Annotated in this window: 14 protein-coding genes; 11 read left to right on the forward strand and 3 right to left on the reverse strand. The window is 56.7% G+C overall.

The annotated features are described in order from the left end of the window. Positions 1-14: 14 nt before the first annotated feature. The 7 genes from C5Y83_RS10395 to C5Y83_RS10425 all read left to right on the forward strand — a co-directional run bounded on the left by C5Y83_RS10395 (position 15) and on the right by C5Y83_RS10425 (position 10,112). Positions 15-3,143, forward strand: a complete 3,129-nt coding sequence (locus tag C5Y83_RS10395) for a DUF6493 family protein (protein WP_105329601.1) — start codon at positions 15-17, stop codon at positions 3,141-3,143. Positions 3,144-3,287: 144 nt separating this feature from the next. Then, complete coding sequence (locus C5Y83_RS10400; RefSeq protein WP_105329602.1) at positions 3,288-3,926, forward strand: sigma-70 family RNA polymerase sigma factor; 639 nt, start codon at positions 3,288-3,290, stop codon at positions 3,924-3,926. Between the two features lie 125 nt (positions 3,927-4,051). After that, positions 4,052-7,189: a bifunctional serine/threonine-protein kinase/formylglycine-generating enzyme family protein gene (locus C5Y83_RS10405; protein ID WP_105329603.1), complete on the forward strand. Its 3,138-nt coding sequence runs from the start codon at positions 4,052-4,054 to the stop codon at positions 7,187-7,189. 38 nt (positions 7,190-7,227) lie between these two features. Further along, entirely contained in the window at positions 7,228-7,698 is a 471-nt protein-coding gene (locus C5Y83_RS10410; protein ID WP_105329604.1) for a hypothetical protein, read from the forward strand. Positions 7,699-7,754: 56 nt separating this feature from the next. Then, positions 7,755-8,159 carry a hypothetical protein gene (locus C5Y83_RS10415; protein ID WP_105329605.1) on the forward strand — a complete coding sequence of 135 codons (405 nt, stop codon included), beginning with the start codon at positions 7,755-7,757 and terminating at the stop codon, positions 8,157-8,159. 151 nt (positions 8,160-8,310) lie between these two features. Beyond that, positions 8,311-8,652, forward strand: a complete 342-nt coding sequence (locus C5Y83_RS10420) for a hypothetical protein (RefSeq protein WP_146117734.1) — start codon at positions 8,311-8,313, stop codon at positions 8,650-8,652. A gap of 167 nt (positions 8,653-8,819) precedes the next feature. Continuing rightward, the gene (locus tag C5Y83_RS10425) at positions 8,820-10,112 is read left to right on the forward strand and encodes an aminopeptidase P family protein (protein ID WP_105329607.1); all 1,293 of its coding nucleotides are present in this window, start codon (positions 8,820-8,822) and stop codon (positions 10,110-10,112) included. Positions 10,113-10,124: 12 nt separating this feature from the next. Here C5Y83_RS10425 and C5Y83_RS10430 read toward each other — a convergent pair whose 3' ends face one another. Then, the gene (locus C5Y83_RS10430) at positions 10,125-10,892 is read right to left on the reverse strand and encodes a DeoR/GlpR family DNA-binding transcription regulator (protein ID WP_105329608.1); all 768 of its coding nucleotides are present in this window, start codon (positions 10,890-10,892) and stop codon (positions 10,125-10,127) included. A gap of 26 nt (positions 10,893-10,918) precedes the next feature. On the opposite strand from C5Y83_RS10430, the gene C5Y83_RS10435 reads away from it, so the two are divergent. Beyond that, complete coding sequence (locus C5Y83_RS10435) at positions 10,919-12,148, forward strand: MFS transporter (RefSeq protein WP_105329609.1); 1,230 nt, start codon at positions 10,919-10,921, stop codon at positions 12,146-12,148. Between the two features lie 500 nt (positions 12,149-12,648). Here the strand turns inward: C5Y83_RS10435 and C5Y83_RS10445 are convergent, their stop codons facing one another. Both C5Y83_RS10445 and C5Y83_RS10450 read right to left on the reverse strand, forming a co-directional pair. Continuing rightward, on the reverse strand, positions 12,649-12,912 hold the full coding sequence (locus C5Y83_RS10445; protein ID WP_105329611.1) for a hypothetical protein: 264 nt from the start codon (positions 12,910-12,912) through the stop codon (positions 12,649-12,651). Positions 12,913-13,209: 297 nt separating this feature from the next. Further along, on the reverse strand, positions 13,210-14,247 hold the full coding sequence (locus C5Y83_RS10450; protein WP_105329612.1) for a bile acid:sodium symporter family protein: 1,038 nt from the start codon (positions 14,245-14,247) through the stop codon (positions 13,210-13,212). A 500-nt stretch (positions 14,248-14,747) separates the two neighbouring features. On the opposite strand from C5Y83_RS10450, the gene C5Y83_RS10455 reads away from it, so the two are divergent. From C5Y83_RS10455 to C5Y83_RS10465, 3 genes are read left to right on the forward strand one after another with little or no spacing between them, the layout of a single operon-like run. Beyond that, complete coding sequence (locus tag C5Y83_RS10455; protein WP_158262317.1) at positions 14,748-16,082, forward strand: PQQ-binding-like beta-propeller repeat protein; 1,335 nt, start codon at positions 14,748-14,750, stop codon at positions 16,080-16,082. A 54-nt stretch (positions 16,083-16,136) separates the two neighbouring features. Next, positions 16,137-16,847 carry a hypothetical protein gene (locus C5Y83_RS10460; protein ID WP_105329614.1) on the forward strand — a complete coding sequence of 237 codons (711 nt, stop codon included), beginning with the start codon at positions 16,137-16,139 and terminating at the stop codon, positions 16,845-16,847. A 55-nt stretch (positions 16,848-16,902) separates the two neighbouring features. Next, positions 16,903-19,785, forward strand: coding sequence for a DUF3386 family protein (locus C5Y83_RS10465; protein ID WP_105329615.1), 2,883 nt, complete (start codon positions 16,903-16,905; stop codon positions 19,783-19,785). Positions 19,786-19,854: the final 69 nt, after the last annotated feature.

The following is a 19,854-nucleotide window of genomic DNA, read 5'->3' on the forward strand; positions in this document are numbered from 1 at the left end:
AGAGACGCCTTACTATGATCGAAGCCCTGGAAACTGCTGTTCTAAACAAAGATCCTCAGAAGATTGTCGAGATCCTTTCTACGGCCAGGGAAGAAGAACGAGCCGAGGCGCAGCGTCCCCTTAAGACATTGTGGTTAGCCAAGGGAATCGACACTTACATTCTTCGTAGTGTGCATACCGATCTGAACGAAGAGCATCCCGATGTTCTCAAGAAACGTGCGCAATACAAGCTCACGCCGATGGACAAGCGTAGCCGCAACTACGATTACCAACTCGGGTACATTGCGTGGCTGGCCTGGTTTGGAGTAGCAGATCAAGCGCACTGTAGCATCTATTCGTCGGTTCCCGATTACGAGGCCGAGTCCGCCCAGATCATGGCCGATCGACAGCCCCCGTGGCTTGAGCAGTGGACTGAAGAAGTCACCAGTCCGTCAGGCCGCGATAAAGGGAGAACCGTCAGCGCTTCCTATTGGGTACTTCTCTATCAGCATGGCTTGCTGTCCCGCGTCGATCGGAAGTTCCTCGTCATGGACTGGACCGATAACAGTTTGCCACATGCTTTCGAGAAGCAACCAGAAGCAACCCAGAAACTGCTACGTGAAGTCCCAGACGTCATCGATCACCTCTACGAAGTCCCCAGCAGTCGATGGGCTCTTTCGGTGCCGAAAACTTGGGAACCACTCATTCACTGGCTTAACGAAGAAGGCTTGCTCGATCGCCCTCGAATGACGACGGCCTGCTTGGAAGCACTCAACGAACCACTCAACAAAACCGAACGCAACAGTTGCATCATCTTTGCCAAATCGGCAATGGGCAAACCAAACCCCAAAAGCCGCAAGGATTCGCTTCTCTTCCAGCCGCAGTGGATCGGACTTCTTTCCGACGCCCAAGCGGTGGTCGCTGGCTTTGCACTCGATCAACTGCTGCAAATCGAGAAGGAGAAGAAGCTCAACGGCGCGGAAGTCGTCGTCGAGCTTCCCAACATCTTCCAACACAAACCCAAGGGGCACGCTCGAAAGGCCGTCGCCCTCTTGGATCGCTTGGCGAAGCAGGCCGATCTACGTGTCGAGGCCGTACGTGGCTTAACGTTCGCCTTGGCTCACCCAGCCAAGGAAGTGCAAGAGGATGCCATCGCAGGGTTGGCCGTGCACCTGGAGAACTCCGACGAAGATGCCCTCGACGCAATTCGCTTGCATCTCGAAACGGTCGCCCCCACACTTCGCGCTCGCCTCGAAACTCTTTTGCCGAGCACGGAAACGGTGGGCACCAGCACACTCGAGGCACCTTCCACAGAAGACCTGGGAGATCAAGCGGAGCGAATCGCTGCCGTCGATGAGACCTCAGCCCAACGGTTCGCGCTGCCCCAAGCCGTGGCAGCCCTCGACTCGCATCAGCTGGCCGAGCCAGGCCAGTGGCGGATGAACGAAATCCGCGTACTCGATCACTACGAAGCGATCCCGCCGATTGAAACGGTCGACGAGTTGGTGCAAGTTACTTCGGCCGCAGTTGAAGCCTTGGAATGCCCCGACACACTCGATCGAATCGTTGATGGCATCATTCGTTTACACAAAGAGAAACCGAAGCACTTCCCTGCCCTTACCAAGTCGCTTCGCAATCGGGCCTGCCAACCAATCATGTCACGCCCTTTACGCGGCATGCTGGGAGGTTACAGCGGTGAGTCGATGACGCGGTTGATCGTCGCCTGGCTGAAAGAGAAAGGGGTACTCAGTGAATTGATGGAACCCAATGGCTTCCCGCCGGCTGAGTTTTTGTGGGAAGTCTCCGAGCGGCTTCGCCAGAACACGATTTATCCGCTCCTCTCAACGCCCACGCACCGCGGCGGCTGGATCGATCCGGTGGCATGGGTTCGCCGGCTGGAAACCGTCGAAGCGAGCGAAGCCGACATCATGGACAGCGACATGGTTCGTTCCCTCCTACGCCTGGCCCCCGACCGTCGAGATGAGGCCTGGCAGTTGGTTGACGACGATGCCAGTCCCTTATCGCCACGCATGAAACAGTTGGTCAACGTTGCGATCAAACCGACCGATACCTTCGACGATCTCAAGCTCGACGATCGCTGGTCGATTCAAGTTTGGATTGCCGCGATTCGAGCCCGTGATCCGTGGATTGATCTTAAGAACCATCTTCCTGCTGAAGAGATCGCTCAAGTGCCCGTTGAACTTTGGCGACTTCCCGACGTCTTGAAGCCAGCCAACTACCAGTGGAAAGCGGTCGAAGCGACCAAAGGGGGCGCACGTTACCTCCGTCCGATCAAATGGTCGGCGATGGCAGAAGAAGATCGTAATCCTCTCGAAGACGAAATCAACCAACTCAAAGAATCGCTCAGCGGAGAGGCGATCAGCCCCGAGAACATTCAGACCATCATGGAGATCAGCAACGCGGAAAGCCAACTTGGGCGCCACTTCGGATTTCTCACCGCAAAGCTCAACGATCTGAAAGTCGCCCATGCGCCGATGTACGTCTACGCTTATCTCGCTACCATCTGGCCTATGAAGCTCGACTGGTACTGGAGTCGCAGCACGCTCTGCCTGGTCGATCGAATCGAAAGCGGCAGTAGCGTCGAAGAACGATATGCCCAGTTCCTGCTTCCCTTGTTCGAGCCCGATCGCTGCGTTACGACGATGGCTGCGCGGGCCTTGTGGATTGCCACCGCCAGCAAAGACACCAACGCCAAGGCCATGGCAATCGAAGCCTGGGTCGAGCTGATGAACAGCGATCGATGCCACATCCAATTGCTCGTCGATGCCTGGAACGATGTCTACGCTGGCGGGTGGATGAAGCTCAGCCGCGTGGTTGACGTCCTTACTGAGGCCACCTCTGCCGGGCCGCTGCCGGCGTGGATCTCGGCCAAGTTGATCGCCACCTTCCTCGCTCGACAAACAAATCTCCCCCGAGAGTCCGCCAAGCTCTTGGAACTTCTCGACGAATGCCACCAACGCCTCGGTCTGGCCATCGACGATTCGCTCCGCGAGAAGCTTCTCACCGTAAAAAGCGGAAAGGCAAAATCGTTCGCCAAATCGCTTCTCGGCCGTGAAGACCTACCCACTCCGCAGCGAACGGAAGCTCTTTCTCAGGCCCTCGAAGCTCGCCTGGCCCGTGCGGAGAGATTTGGCGAACGGTAACCTGCGTACACCGATGCGGGAACCTTTGACTTTCACCCAGAATGACTATAAAACGGAGTCTTTTGATCAGTAATCGACCGACCCGCCGTAACAGTCTTACCCTGGAAAGTCTCGGCAAACGGACAGAGTTAATGGATTCCGTACATGGCCGACGCCACCGAGTTGCTGGAGAGGATCAACGCAGGGGACCAAAAGGCAGGCGACCAATTATTCCCGTTGGTCTACGATCAACTTCGAGCGCTGGCAGCGAAACATTTGCAAGGGGAATCATCAGCTCACACGCTCCAACCAACTGCCCTTGTCCATGAAGCGTACCTTCGGCTAATCCGACCGGAACGAAACAGCCAGAATGGAAATGGGCATTCCTCGTCTCAGCCGCAAGATCCCGCGATACGCTATCTCAATGCCCCACTGGCCGATCAATCGCATTTCTTCGCGGCCGCATCCCAAGCCATGCGGCGAATCTTGGTCGATCACGCACGACACAAGAAGCGTCTAAAACGAGGCGCTGCGTGGTCGCGCGTTCCAATCGACCTGAATCAGTTGCCAGCGGAAACCGATCGGCTCGATACGCCCGACTATTTGCTTTCGCTCGACGAAGCCCTGACCAAACTTGCCGGAGTCGATCCGACCGCGGCTGAACTGGTACACCTGCGTTACTTCGCAGGCCTATCGGTTCAACAGGCCGCGACGGCCTTGGGAATATCCGAGCGAACGGCTCATCGGACTTGGAATTTCGCGAAAGCTTGGCTGTACGACAGGATTTCGGGAAAAGAACCATAATTCTTAGAAAACTTTGGCAGTCCCCATTCGCGACTGGCGCTTAGGTTCTGTGGCATCGAACGGTTCGATGCTCTGGCGAGCGGCCGAGGTGCGTTTGGCGCGATAGCGACCTAGGGACCTTCCACATGCGTGAGAAGAAGCTCTTTTTCGAGGCAATCGACATCGCCGATCCTGCGCGGCGGGCCAGCTTTCTGCGCCAAGCATGCCAAGGAAACAGCGAGCTCCGTCGACGAATCGATGCGTTGTTAGCCGCAGCCGACAGCATCGGCAACTTCCTTGAGCCCGCCCTTTCTTCCGAAGCGGCATCGGCCGAGAAAGGAGGCTCCGCTCAGAAAACGAACGTACGTGCCAATCCAGCGAGTCCCTCGGTTTCGCTCGACTTTTTGGAACCACCTACCAGTAAGCAGTTCATCGGCAAGCTGGGGTATTACGACATTATCAGTTTGCTTGGCCACGGGGCGTTCGGCATCGTACTAAAAGCGTTCGATCGGCGACTCCATCGGCAAGTCGCCATCAAAGTTCTCGCCCCGCAACTCGCGACCACGTCGCCTCCGCGCAAACGCTTTATTCGCGAGGCGCAATCTTGTGCGAAGGTGCGTCATCCCAACGTGGTACATCTGTACGATATCACCGGCAAGCCCACTCCGTTCATCGCGATGGAGCTAATCGAAGGACAGACCTTGCAAGATCGGATCGATGACGCCGGTCCGCTGGAGATCGCCGAAGTTATCGAAATCGCGGAACAACTCGCCTCTGGCTTGGAAGCGGCCCACGCCGTCGGCCTCATCCACCGCGACATCAAACCCAGCAACATCCTGATCGAGAATCGGATCAAGCTCCGCGTAGTGCTCACCGACTTCGGTCTCGCTCGCGCGGTGGATGATGCCAGCTTAACGCAATCTGGCGTCCTGGCTGGCACACCGATCTTTATGTCCCCCGAACAAGCCCAAGGCCAGACACTCGACTATCGCTCGGACTTGTTCAGCCTTGGCAGTGTGTTCTACGTAATGATTACCGGACGGATGCCGTTCCGTTCGCGCAGTACCGTCGGTGTCTTACAGCGCGTCGTCCAAAATCAGGCCCGGCCAATCTCCGAGCTCGCTCCCGATTGCCCGCCCTGGCTCGAACAACTCGTCAATCGCTTGCATGAAAAGTCACGCGACAATCGCATTCAGTCTGCCACCGAGCTTCGCCAGATCATCGAAAGCCGCGGCAAGTCATCGACGCCTCGACCAACACCGCAGCCAGTTTCCTCGCCCGTGGAACAAGCCACACCAAGCTCGCACCACAAGCTGCTCATTGGTGGTGGGATCGCTGCGATGTCGATTCTGGCTTTGACGATTGGCCTGCTGGCCTTTAACCGACAAGATCCCGCGGAGGCCTCTTCAACCCAACCGCCTGATCCGCCGGAAGCTGTCGTCGCCGCAGCCACCCCTGAACCTTCGCCACAAAAGAAAGAACCGCTGGCAGCCCACTGGCAACATCTTGCTGCCGATGCGCCTACTCCGGCCATCACACCTTTCGACCGTGAAGCGGCCTTAAAGCACCAAACCGAATGGGCCGAGTACCTGGGCGTGCCGGTCGAGTTCACCGACGCCCTCGGAATCAAATTCCGCTTGATCCCGCCCGGCGAGTTTATGATGGGAACGTCGGCTCAAGACATTCAAAGTCGCCGTCATCATGTCGAGGACGAAGTGTTCTGGAAGGCCTGCTTGCTCAGCGAAGCACCGCAGCATCACGTCGCCCTGACGAAACCATTCTACCTCGCCACCACCGAGGTCACGCAGAATCAGTTCGAGTCGATCATGTCGCAGAATCCTTCCTACTTTCAAGCCGGGGGCGAGAAGCAGGAACTTCTGTCCAATCCCGCAGCGGTGACCCTCAACTTTCCGGTCGAGGGCATCACTTGGCAGCAAACGCAGCAGTTCCTCCGGAGACTGGCAAGGCGACTTGGCATCACGCCAGATCAGCCCACCTATCGACTCCCCACCGAAGCAGAATGGGAATTCGCCTGTCGAGGCGGTACCCAAACGACTTATTGGACCGGAGATCAAATTGACTCGCTGTTCGACCAAGAAAATCATTCCAATTACGCCGGCGGCATTACCGATGTCGGATCCTTTCAATCGAATCCCTTCGGACTGTACGACATGTCTGGCAATGTTCACGAATACGTCCAAGATCGTTGGGATTCACGTTACGACATTGCGCCGGACGGGCCCACAACGATCGATCCGCTTGGTCCTACAAACGAGAATCTGACCAATCGTGTTGCCCGCGGAGGTGATTTCTGGTGGTGGGCCTATCACTCCCGTTCCGCCTACCGCATCTATGTCGATGAAAAAGAACGCTCTGGTTACACCATCGGTTTTCGCCTGGCTTGCGACATCGAAGCTTACCCTGCTGTGGTGAAACCGACGATTGCTACGGCCCCTGTGACCGACTTCTCTGAGCTCCATGCAGCGTCGCTCGATCAACTGAAAACATGGCTCGATTCGCTGCATGGCAAGTTCGTTCCGCAGCGGATCAATGTTCGCTGGGGGTCGCCAGAAACGAAATTCGATGCCGTCGCGATCAACGATTCGGGAAACCCTCGGTGGCAAGTCGACTTCTTCGACGACGATCGTGGTGCCGGACGCAACTTCAACCAAATGCGACGCACGCACGACATTTATTGGAAGGTACTTTTCCCGTCGGCTGACACACCACCGCTTCAAGGCCCAGGCCTGAAAATCTGGTGGCGAACCTTGCAAGACTCAGCTACCTGGAACGTGATGCAGCGTGAACTACAGCCAGCCGTCGATCAATCGAAACGCGATGGCTGGTTACCAATGTCACTCGCCTACACCGAGTCAGGTGGAGGTAAAAACAGTGCCTACGTCCACCATCACTTCCCAGGCATTGGTAATCAAAGTTTCGTCGGTCTCACGCTTGCACAATTTCAACAGAAAGTCCCGCAGTTCCGTGACCGCAAATGGCGCCTTCATGTCTTCCAAATGCAAGTCGGGACCAGCGAGCCAAAGGTCTCGTGCGTCTTTCGCGAGAACCTCGACCAGCTTGCTTGGGACGTATCGTTCGAACTGACCCAATCGCAGTACGAACAAGAACTCATCCGACGTCGTTTTGCTGGCTGGTATCCGACCTGTGTTGGTTCCTACATGCAGGATGGTATCGCTAACTACCTGGTGGCTTGGGAAAAACTGGCAACCGCCGATCAAGCCCCGCCTCCGCCTCAACGTGATCCTGGAGCCTTCGGCCAGTAAGAAATAATCCACAACCTTCATGAATCGGAGTTTCTTAAATGATCTTGATACGACCTTTGACACTCGCACTGCTGATGATATCTGTCGCGTCGTTTACCGTCAGCGATGCCCGGGCCGAGGATCTGGGAGCCTTTGAGGGCGCGATCTGGCGATTCACGATGACTCCTAAGAATCCTAACCTGGGCGAATTGTCTGGTGCTTTTCGCGTGAACAATAAAGTCATCTACCAAAAGGTAACGCCAGGTCCGGATAATCATGAAGAGAAAGTTGCGGGCAACGAGATCCACGTCGGTGGAAAAACTCGCAATGGTTCGCCACGTACCCGACTGAATTTCACCGATCTTAGAGCATTCACACCGAAGAAAAACGTCAATGGCAAACACACTCCCACTGAAGGAATCCAGGGCAGTGTATTCATGAAGATGGAAAAGCCCGGACATTGGTCAGGCCTGCTGATCGCGGGCGACGGTCGACATTGGAAATTCACATGCCACCGCGTGCGTGAATAAAGCTGCCGTATCCCATCAATTGTTTCGTTTATTCACAGCACTGTAAGGAAAACATCATGAAAACTTGGTCTCGCCTGCTAATCGTTGCTTTTGCTCTTTCCACCATCTGCCTCTCCTTAAAGCCCGCCGAGGCCGAAGACAACGTTGTGGGAATCATCTGGGAAATCGGCCGCAAACAGAAGAATGGCAAAGTGAAATGGGAGGCAAGGTTCCGCGCTACGCCGGATAAAAAACTTTGGTCCATGGGAAAGGCGGATGCCCCAGAAGTGGTTGGCGAATGGAGCGGTGACGAAGAGAAAACGAATGCGAAGGTCCCTCCACATTCAGACCCGAGGATGCAGAGATTTATTGGTGAGTACGAGTTCGTCCTGGTCAAGAAAGTACCCAAGGTCTGGGAAGGCACATTCAAGCATCAAAGTGGCGTCAAAATTCCAATCGTCATTCGCTTAATAGAAGACTAGCGAATAGAAGCAAGTCACGTTATCGCCGAACTAATGGTAAGGCGAGATAGATTAATCGGATACATCCTTTTTTAATGAGAGCACTATGGCTTATCCCTTACGAATCCTCATCTTCAGCCTTGCGTTGATCGTTTGTTCTGTGGATTTTCAAATGACTCAGGCCGAGGACAAAGTTGTTGGCATCATTTGGCAATGGGGCATGAAAAACAAAAAGGGGAAATTAGCCTGGTATGGAAAATTTCGGGCTACACCGAACGGCAACATTTGGGACGTACCTTCGGAAGGAAAGCCAAAGGTACTGGGCAAATGGAAAGGAACCGAGGAAGAGGTCAAACTCGAAATCGATAAGATCACAAACCCGGCTCATGTCGCCTCTAACGGCATCTGGGAATTCGTCCTGGTAGGGAAAGAACCCAAACTATGGCAAGGCACTCATAAAAACTTACTCTCTGGCAAGAAGACTCCGATCGTCGTCCGTATGGTGCTCGACTAATATCCAATGAACATTCGTCCTCCCCCACGCCGAGAATCTCGGCGTGGGGAGGGAGGTCGCAACGTGCGCGATTTGCTACAATTGTGTTGCTGGGTGCTGGCGGGATAAGATCGATCCCGCGAATAGAATGATGCCGCACCCCCTTCATTTCGTAGGAAAGCCATTCGATGCGACACTTGCCCATAAGCTCTGACCTCTTTGTCGAAAACCGTGCCAAGCTGGCCAAGATGCTTCCCCCCAACTCGTTGGCGATTGTTCATGCCAACGATGTGCTGCCAACCAACGCGGACGGAAGCCTGAAGATCTGCCCGAACACCGACCTGTTCTATCTTTCAGGAGTCGAACAAGAAGAATCGATCCTCCTGATCTACCCCGACGCGTTCGAGCCCAAACATCGCGAAATCCTCTTCCTCCGCGAACCGACCGAACTGCTGCAAATCTGGGAAGGGCAAAAGCTGACCCAGGAAGCCGCCACCGCCGCATCTGGCGTCACCACCGTGAAGTGGCTCAAAGACTTCCCGCAAGTGCTGCGAGATTGCATGCTCGGCGCGGATCAGGTCTTCCTCAACCGGAACGAACATCGTCGAGCCGCTGCCGTCGTGCAAACCCGCGACGATCGCTTCTTACTCGAGTGCCAACAGCAATACCCGCTGCATACCTATCGCCGCCTGGCTCCACTGCTGCATCAACTGCGAGCGGTCAAATCCGGGCCCGAGGTCGATCTGATTCGCGAAGCGGTCAGCATCACCAAGAAAGGTTTCGAGCGTCTTCTCAAGTTTGTTAAACCAGGCGTGACCGAACATCAAGTCGAAGCCGAACTCGCGCACGAGTTCATCAGCAACCGAGGCGGTTTCGCTTACACGCCGATCGTTGCTTCCGGTAAGAATGCCTGCGGCCTGCATTACATTGACAACGATCAAGTCTGTAATGATGGCGACATGCTGCTGTTGGATGTCGGCTCGAACTACGCCAACTACAACGCCGATATGACGCGCACCATTCCGGTCAACGGCAAGTTCACCGAGCGGCAGCGCGATGTCTACAACGCCGTCCTCCGCACCATGCGAGCCTCGATCGAAGGGGCTGTTGTCGGCAAGCTGCATCGCGACTGGCAGCATGAAGCCCAAGAGATGATCAACGAAGAACTGGTCGGCTTAGGTTTGCTCACCAAGGAAGACGTCGCCAAGCATACCCGCGACCAGCCGGCCTGCAAAAAGTACTTCATGCACGGCCTGGGCCACCCGCTCGGTCTCGACGTGCACGATGTTGCCCCGGTCGATGCCCCGTTTGCCCCAGGCTGGGTGCTAACCGTCGAACCGGGCATCTACCTGCCCGACGAAGGTTTCGCCGTTCGCCTGGAGAACGACATCCTGGTTACCGAGAACGGACCGGTCGATCTGATGGCCGACATCCCAGTCGAAGTCGAAGAGATCGAAGCGCTGATGGCGGCCGGCAAGTAAGTCGGCCACGGCCTAGGCGGTAATCACTTCCACGCCTGCGCCTCGAATCGCTTCCACTTGCGACGAATTCGAGGGGGCGTCGGTGATCAGCCAATCGATTGCCGACGGCGCGCCGACCAGAAACGGCGCGTTCGTCCCCAGCTTATCTGCCGCGGCCAGCACGGCGACTTGCTGCGCCGCACCGATCATCGCTCGCTTCACCTCGGCATTCTCAAAGTCGAAGACACTGACGCCGGTTTCCGCGCTCACGCTGGTCACCCCTAAGAAGCACAGATCGGCCCGGCACTGCGTGTAACCCGATACGACTTCGGTCCCGACCATGGCCGCCGAAATCTGCAACAGCTTCCCTCCGAGTACTACCACTTCGATCATCGGTTTACCGACCAGCGCCATCGCTGCCGGCAAGCTGTGGGTCAGCACCGTCAGCGGAATATTGTTGGGTAAGCTCGCCGCCAAGGCAGCCGCCGTGGTGCCGGCATCGAGAAAGAGAGTTTGCCGCGGCTGAACAAGCTGGACCGCGGCCTCGACAATGGCCGACTTCGCTCCGACCGATTCGTTCAAGCGATCGGCGAAAACCTGGGAAGTATGCGTCGGCGAGACCGCTCCGCCGTAAACCCGGCGAATCAGCCCTTCATCCGCCAAGCTGCGTAGATCACGCCGGATGGTGTCCTCCGACACGCCGAATCGTGCAGCCATCTCCCCCGCTCGGATGGCGTTGTTCTCCTCCAAGATCCGGAGAATCTCGTTTTTTCGCTCGTCGACGCTCATTCGATTGCCCATTTCCGCACTTGTCGATATGACGAATCATGCATAATATACCTCGCATGACGCCGAATTCGCCACATTTTCAGCTTCGTTTTGCACGATTCGCCGCAAAGACCTTCTTTTTGCTGGACGGGCTGATCTTTGCCTCGTGGGTGACGCGCATCCCTCAAATCCAGGAGAAGCTCCAACTCGACAACGCTGCCCTGGGGATGGCATTGCTGATGATGAGCGTCGGCGGGCTCGTCGCGATGCCGCTGGCCGGCTGGCTGGTGGCTCACCTGGGTAGTCGCTGGGGTGTGCTGTTGGCAACCCTTTTGTTCGGCTTGTCGCTTCCTTTGCTCGCCTTGCCAGGTGGTGTGATTCTGCTTTCGCTGGTGCTGTTCGTCTTCGGGGCTGGCTTCGGAGCGATGAACGTTGCCATCAATACCCAGGCCGTTTCGGTCGAGCGACATTATCGCCGCAAGATCATGTCGTCGTTCCACGCAGCGTTTAGCTTGGGCGGCATCGCCGGCGCATTGCTGGGAGGCGTGGCCGCTTCGCAGTCGATCTCGCCGCTGGTTCACTTCTCGTTAGTCGGCACGCTGGCGGTGATCCTCACGCTGTTATTGTCCCGCGCGTTGGCTTCTGATTTGGTCGAAGAACCGACGCTCAGTTTCATCGACAGCGAAGGACACAAAAGCCGCTGCCTGCTGCTCGGTCTGTTGGCGTTCTGTGCGATGCTCAGCGAAGGGGCGATGGCCGACTGGAGTGCCGTATTCCTCCGCCAGGTTTCCGCCGCCCCAGACTTTTACGCGGCGATGGGCTTCGCAGCATTTTCCACGATGATGACGATCGGCCGCTTGGCTGGCGATCACGTGACCACCGCGATCGGAGCGATCAACACGGTTCGCCTCGGCGGCACGCTGACCATCCTGGGCATCGCTCTCGCGGTGCTCGTGCCACACATGGCCGTCGCGATTGTTGGCTTCAGCTTCGTCGGAGCAGGCACCTCGGCCATGGTCCCAACGATCTTCAGTGCCGCCGCCAAGATTCGCGGCATTACGCCTGCGGTCGCCATCGCCACGGTTTCCACGGTCGGTTATTTCGGCTTCCTGGTCGGCCCACCCCTGATCGGCTTCGCTTCGGAAGTGATTACCTTACGCTGGGCCCTTGGCTTGGTTCTCCTCGCCGGCTTGGCAATCGTCGGCCTGGCCCGCAAGGTCGAAGCCAGAACCGCCGCGAATCAGCCATCGCCCTCCGAGATGTCGATGGCTCCCTCTACCGAAGCGTAACAATCGGCACTTCTCTTGCCGGACACGCGCAAGACGTTGTCGGACATTGATCGGACGCGTCAAGGAAATCTCCGCGAATTTCCACGACGATCGCGCTTACCGATTCCGCTTTGCGTGCGAGTCTCGATGCGTCCCATCGCTGGGCAAACAGCGTCTCTATCGTGTCCCATGCGGTGACTCACCAAAATATTGCTTGCTAGGTTTACACGATCTCTGGATAACCGAAGCCACAAGTCAACATTTCATGCGGTGCCAGCACTCGTTCCGATTTCATGTCCGACACGTATCTCCAACTCGCTGCCGAACTCGACGCGTACACCGCAGGCGTTTTGCCGCCGTTGCGCCGGTCGAAGCCTCCAACAGGAGACGAGATCAAACATTCGGTCCGCGAGCTGATCTCGCATGTCGATCAAACGCTGGTCGACGTGTCGGGACGTTTGCGAGCCTTGGACGCTTCGTTGAAAGAGAAACAGCTTAAACAAACGGGCAACGATCAACCCCTACCCCCACAAACACCAAAAGAGATTCTTGACGACATCCAGCTGTGCGTCACCCGACCGGTCACGCGTAGCAAGTTCTCCTGGTCGAGAATCGGCAAGCGGCTGCGCCGGATGATCCAACGCGTCAACGACGAACAGGAAGATGCCCGCCAAGAGAAAGATCGCCGCCAACGTTATCAAGCACAACGCGAGCAGGAAGAGAAAGACCTCTGGTCGTGGCGCCCGCCAGGCCCAACACCGGGGCCCAAGCAACGTCGCTCGCATTCCCCTCCACAAGTGAACCTCGAGACGCCGAATGATTTGGTCGAAGGAATCAGCCCTTCAATCAACCTGGCCGAAGCAGAAAATCTGTGTGCCCCAGGCATCCTGACCGCGTCTTCGAAAAGTGCGACCTACCAGTCCAGCGATGTGATCGAAGCATACGATCACCAATATTTCACGACGGAAGACACGGACCAGAGGTCCGGGGCACACCGAGACTTGGTTGATGAAGGAGGCGGCTGGCAACCGTCAAAAGAAGTTAGTGCCGACGAGCATCTGAAATTGGAAGCTTGTTCTCTGCTAGTCGGCAGAGACGGCACCGGTTCGGAGGTTCCATTGGTGGAAGCCAGCGGCGAACAAGTGTTGGCTGAACGTGTAGATGATGATCGCCACCAAAGCCAAGGGAAACTGTTCGAGCCACAAGCCGGCCAAGACCAACGCCATGCCGGTGTTCTTCATCCCGATGCCGAACACCAGCGAGCGAGCTTCGGAATCACCAACGTTCAACCAACGGGTCAGAAACCAGCTCAACACGAAGATCCCCCCGCACATGCCCCACACGGTCAGCACCAAGACCAGCAGCACCATCGGTTGGAAGTCGCCGACGATCTTCGGCAACGCAGCCGAAGCGTTGGCATAATTCAAGAGCAGCAAGATCGAAGCACTTCCGACCTTCAACATCGGCTTGGCGGCATGAACGCGGGCCTCGCCGACCAAGTGTCGCACCAGGGCTCCCAGCAAAACCGACGGCACGATCCACATGCCAATTTCCAAAATCGACGTGCCTGCTTCACCAAAACTCGCGTGAGTTTGTTGCGTGATCACGCCCAGCAAGACCGGTGTCAGGATCGTACTGAGCAAGATCAACGCAACATTGATCGCCACATTGCCTCGGGAAAGCTGCGTCCACGCGACCGACGATGCTGCCGAAGGCATCAGGGCGACCAACCCCAGCCCGGCCAACAACCCAACTGGCAACAACAACGGCAAGGCCCCCAGCGCTGCCACGATCCCCCACGGAGCAGCTACTAGCAAAACGCAACCAATCAACACGTGCCACCACGATCGCATGGCCTGACGCACTTCACGAGCTTCGATTCCCAGACCGGCTAAAAACAGCATCACGCTGAGCATCAGCACAGTCACCGGGCAGTGGAAGACTTCTTGCGTGCGAATGACCATCCCAGGCCCCGGCAGAAATGCCGCCAAGGCGTACACCACCAACAGCAAGGCCAACAGGTAGGCGTCGAGCTTGCGAGCCAGGCTGGCCAGAGGTTGGGTGGGAGTCGAGATCACGGTGGAATGATTAATGACGAAAGGTCCTTGCGTGTGTGTCACAGGGTGTTGTCCAAATTACCCAGCGAGCGCCGACGCAGCGAGCGGCCAAAATAAATCTACGAATTCTTAGGTAGTGACGTAAACCCTGATATTTCAAAGGGTTGCCCCAGAATTCTATTTCCTGATTAGAAAGCCGCTGCCAGGTAGCGTTCGTTCCTTGCGGCGATTCGCGCCGTGGCGAGACCGTTTGTGCGCGAAGTTTCGGAAATTCACACCGTTCACCTTGCAAAACCAAGTTAGATTGGTATCCTGAGCTAGTAATGAGATTTAATCTCAATTCCATTTCCGCGCCGGCCAGCCTTCTCTGCCAGCATTCGGGCGTACTCCCTGCCACGGGCAGATTGAGTGATTTGCTTCGCCCTGTCCTCGCATTCCACCTAAGGCCGCCGTGTTTTCTACCTCCCATCCTGGGAAGTTTCGTACGATTAGTGCATTGGCATCTCGCTTTGCCAGCGCCGCCATCGGATCGACTAAGAACACCAGCCCAAGGCTTTAAATCCATGAATACCATTCGACTGACTTCATTTGCGTTCTCCCTTGTCATGCTCTGCGGCCTTAGCGTTACCGTTTCGGCTGCGGAGCTGACGTCCGGCAGCGGTTGGCCCACTTTCCAAAACGGTGGCCAATGTGTGATCACCGGCGCGGCGCTGCCCCAAGAGTGGTCGGCCGACGCCAACCTGGCTTGGAAGGCGAAAATCGAAGGCTACGGTCAATCGACACCAATCGTTTCAGGCGGGCAAATCGTCGTCACTTCGACCAGCGGACCGAATAAGGAAGCGTACTTTGTGACGTCGCTCAATCTGGCCAGCGGCGAGAAGCTGTGGCAGGTCGAACTGAAGAATCCCAGCCCTGTCGAAAACACGTCGTACGTCAGTCGAGCCGCCCCAACGGGCGTGGCCGATGCCGCTGGATTTGTCACCTACTTTGAAGGAGGGCTGGTCGTTGCCTTGGATGCCCAGGGTGAGATTCGCTGGCAACGTAACCTGATAGAAGACTACGGACCAATCACCTCGCGGCATGGACTTGCCTCGTCCCTGGAACAAAACGACGAGCATGTCTTCGTGTGGGTCGAACGTTCCGAAGAGCCCTACCTGGCGGCACTCAACAAATCGAATGGCGAAACCGCATGGAAGGTCGACGGCCTTGGTTCCACTTCGTGGAGTTCGCCTCGACTTATCCCAGTTGGCGAAACCACACAATTGATCTGCAGTGCCAGCGGCAAGATCGCCGGCTTCGATCCCGCGACCGGTGACCGTTTGTGGGACTTCGATCAAATTGCCAACAACACCACTTGCACACCCATTCCGGTTGGCAACGGACGATTTCTGATTGGGGCCTCGGATGGACGCGGTGAAGAAGCTGCTCAGACCGACGGCACGTCGAACGGCGTGATCGAAATCGTCAAGCAAGACGACGGCACTTTCAAAGCCGACTTCGCCTGGCAGGCCGCGAAAGCCAAATCAAGCTTCGGCAGTCCGATTGTCGCGGAAGGAACCGCCTACTTCGTCAATCGTGGCGGCGTGTTGTTCGGTGTCGATCTGGAAACCGGCAAGCAAAAATCGACCGCTCGCCTACCGATCGGCGGCATTTGGGCCACGCCCCTCAGCCAAGGCAACCTGTTGTATTTGTTCGGCTCGAAAGGAACCACGTCGGTCATCGACATGACCAGTGGCGACTCGGTAGCTGAGAACGAACTGTTCGCCTCTGCCCCGGCCGAAGAAGGTCGGCCAGCACGCGGAGGAGAAACGCTGTACTCCGCCGTCGCCGTCCCACCGTACTTGCTGTTGCGGACCGGTGACACGTTGTACGCCCTGAAGAATCAATCGTCGGAATAGCCTTTCGCCACGCCAAGTCCTTTCACGCAGACCAACTTCCCCCAAGGTATTCCCATGAAATGTCTCCGCCTCTTCCTACTGCTGGCCAGCCTGTTGGCTTCCGCGTCGCCAGCATATGCTCACTTTCCGTGGGTCACGATTTCGGACGAAGGGAAGGTGACCTACTTCTTCGGCGAGAACCCGGCCGATCGTATGTACAAACTGCCCGGCCCGATCGCGAAATGCGATGTGTATGCGGTTACCGTCAAAGGGGCGAAACAAACGGTCACGCTGCACGGTGTAGAGACTGACCAACTGATCGGTCGTCAATCGAGTGACCGTGTCGACCCCGCTACCACGCTTCAGTCGCAAGTCACCTTTGGCATCTACCATGGTTCGCGACTGGAATACTACACCGTGCATGTCGGTGGCAAATTGCCTACATCGAAGGACGACGCCGCCAACTCGGCGACCGACCAAGATCTGAAAACCTTGCTGGTCGATACCGACAAGGGAATCGACACCTACGTGTTGTGGAAAGGCAAGCCGTTGGCCGACGCAGATGTGCACCTGTTCTGCGAAGAAGGCCACGAAGAGGCGACCGCCAAGACCGACCAGGACGGCAAAGTTTCCTTCACCGACAAGGAAGTTGAAGAAGGGCTTAATGGCATCATGGTCGGGCACACCGTGAAAGACGAAAGCGGCTCGATCGGCGATCAGAAATACGATTCCGCCTCGCACTACTTAACCGTCACCTTTCACGATCCGGAAGAGACCACCAAGTAAGCAAACGCGGCATCCCTGAACATTCCCCCTGATCCCATTCAGCGAAATCGATTCCATGCGAACTCAATACTCCAACCTCACGTTCCTCTTGATCGCAGCGTTCGCCTTGCCGACAATAGCAGCCGAACTAAAACACAAAAAATCCGCTGATCCGCCCACTCCCACTGCGGCCGATCTGCGTAAAGCTGCCCACGATGCCCGCGAGGTTTGGCATAACTTTCCTGGCTTCTCGGCCAACATCGTGGTCAGCGAAGACAACGAGCGGTACGAAGGAACAATCGACGTCGGTCCCGACTTCGAATACGTCCTCAACATCGACCAAGCAGCCGAAAAGCCGTGGCTGAAGTCGAAGCTGCGATCGGTGATCGCGCACCGTCGCCCTGAAGAAGCACCACACGAGTATCAAGTCAAGTTTCAGGATAACGGCCCTGGCCACGCTGGCGGACGACTGATCGCCGAAGACGACGGCTCGGGTATCTTTCGTATCCAGAACGGTGAGCTGAAAGAAGTGATTCGCCGGAACGAATCGTCCTGGTTCGAGATCACCACGCTCGAAAACTTCACCACGCCAGCCGGTAAGGTGTTGCCTAGAACCACGTCGGTCACATTCCGCGATCCCGACACTGGCAACATTGAATCAAATCTCTCGAACTACTTCGGCTGGAAACAGGTAGGCAACTTCTATCTGCCCGACAACTGCTACACGATCAAGGTCGGCAGCGATGGCCAGCGATCGACGCGTAAGCTCGAATTCAGCGGCCATCAATTGCACCTGCCCGCCCCGCAGCCAGTTCAACTGCACAAAGCGATGCCCGAATCGCTCACCAGTTTCGGTGCGGCCGTGTTGGGAGATTACCTGTACGTATTCAGCGGCCATGACGGCGATGCCCACGGCTTTGGCCTGGACGTGCTGGCCGATCACTTCCGGCGCATCAAGTTCGACGATCCCGATGCCGAGTGGGAAGAACTCGCCAAGCACGAACCTTCGCAAAGCACGGCCTTGGTAACCGATGGAACGCACCTGTATCGCATTGGCGGGCTCAGCTTCTTAAACCGTGGCGAAGAAGACACCAACTTCAATTCGACCGCACATTTCAGCCAGTACGATGTCGAAAAGAACGAGTGGACCGAACTCGCTCCTCTGCCGGAGCCACGTTCGTCGCTTGATGCCGCCGTGCTCGGACGCCACATCTACGTCGCTGGCGGTTGGAATCTGCAGGGGGAATCATCTGAAGACGCTCCTTGGCATGAGGACATGCTGCGGTTCGACCTTGATCATCCGGAAAAAGGTTGGGAATCACTCGCCGGGCCTGGCTACAAAACACGAGCGATCTCGTTAGCCGCCCACGATGGCAAAATCTACCTGTTCGGCGGCATTCAGCCTGGCGGGATCAGCCGCAAAGTTTCGGTGTACGATCCCGAGGCAAATCGTTGGAGCGAAGGCCCCGAGTTGAAAGCGGACAGCAGCACCTCTGGCTTCGCAACGAGTTCGTTCGCCACCGGCGGTCACCTATACGTTTCCGGCGGATCGGGCATCGTCTATCGCCTGAGCGACGACGGCACCGATTGGGAAGTGGAAACGCGCTTGATGTATCCCCGCATGTTCCTTCGCTTGCTACCGGCGGACGATTCACGCCTGCTGGCCCTGGGTGGAATTTCGTCCGTGGGGGGCCGCATGGCGGTGGTGGAATCGGTCAACGTACAAGCTGAAAGCGATGCCCCGCACATGATGCGATGGTCGGTTCCGTTCGATGGCCAAGCGAAGCACAGCCAAACCGTGGTGCTCGATGGAGGCAAGCTATATGCCTTTGGCGGCAATGCCAGCCGCTCGCCACATGACTTCTCTCCAGAAGCATTCGTCAACGAGGCGTTCGTGTTCGATATCGGTTCGCAGTCGGTCGAACGATTGCCTGACATGCCCTATGCAATGCAAAGTGGAGCGGCCGTCGCCCAGTCCGTCACCAGCAATCACGATCAAATCTTCGTACTGGGCGGCTTGGGAATGAATGGCCAGCAATTCGGTTCGCTCGGCGGCGTGCTTTCGCTGAATCCTAAATCAAAAACCTGGAGCATCGCGTCGGCCGACTTGCCGCAGCCCCGCGGCATGTTCGAGGCCACCACCTACGACGACGCCATCTGGAGTTTCGGTGGCAGCCGTGCCGGAAAGGGTGGCAGCCTAATCACCGACATCGTTCATTGGTGGGGCGACGAATCGTCCATCGCCCCGCTCCCTGGCGTGACGCTGCCGCATGCCCGACGCTCATTCGGCGCAGCACGTTTGGGTGACGAATACTTCCTAGTCGGAGGGTTAGGCGAAGGGACCGAAATTGTCGAAACGGTCGATGTATTCGATTTCACCGATCGAACGTGGCGCGAGATCGCGTCCCCCAATCGGCATCGGGTGTTCCCCAGCTTAACGACCGATGGCGAGAAACTTTTTCTGTTCGGCGGATTTTCGAATACCAACGGCCATTTCGCCCCAGAACCGTCGCTAGAGGTCTACGATCCCGCTTCCAATCGCTGGACCATCTTGGCCGAAACGATTGAAGGTGTAGAACCTTCCATGACCCTGCGAAACTTTGGCGGGCGTCTGTTGTTTTATGGTATAGACAAAAAAGTCGACGGTCAGGCGAACTTCGTGCTGTTGGACCCCACGCCACACGCACCCCCAGAAGAAGTCGCCGGCATGAGCTTTTCCGGCCGTGGCCGGAGACGCGGTGGCGAAGCAGCAGCCAACGCCAAGTCGATGATGCGAAAGGATGCTGATAAAGATGGCAAGTTGTCAGCCGACGAGCTTGGTGATCGCCTGGCATCTTTGATCGCATCGGGCGACCAGGATGGCGATGGACTGCTCGACCAGGACGAACTTGTCGCAGCCCTTCAGAAGCAAAACGAAACCGAGTCGGACGTCGATTCCGACGAATCGAAACAAGACTAAAGTGGGCCAATTTAGTCGTTTCGGGGGCCATGCTCACCAGGGCATGGCCCCCTTTTAACGACTCGGTTT

The sequence above is a fragment of the Blastopirellula marina genome (assembly GCF_002967765.1).
GTDB classification, from domain to species: domain Bacteria; phylum Planctomycetota; class Planctomycetia; order Pirellulales; family Pirellulaceae; genus Bremerella; species Bremerella marina_A.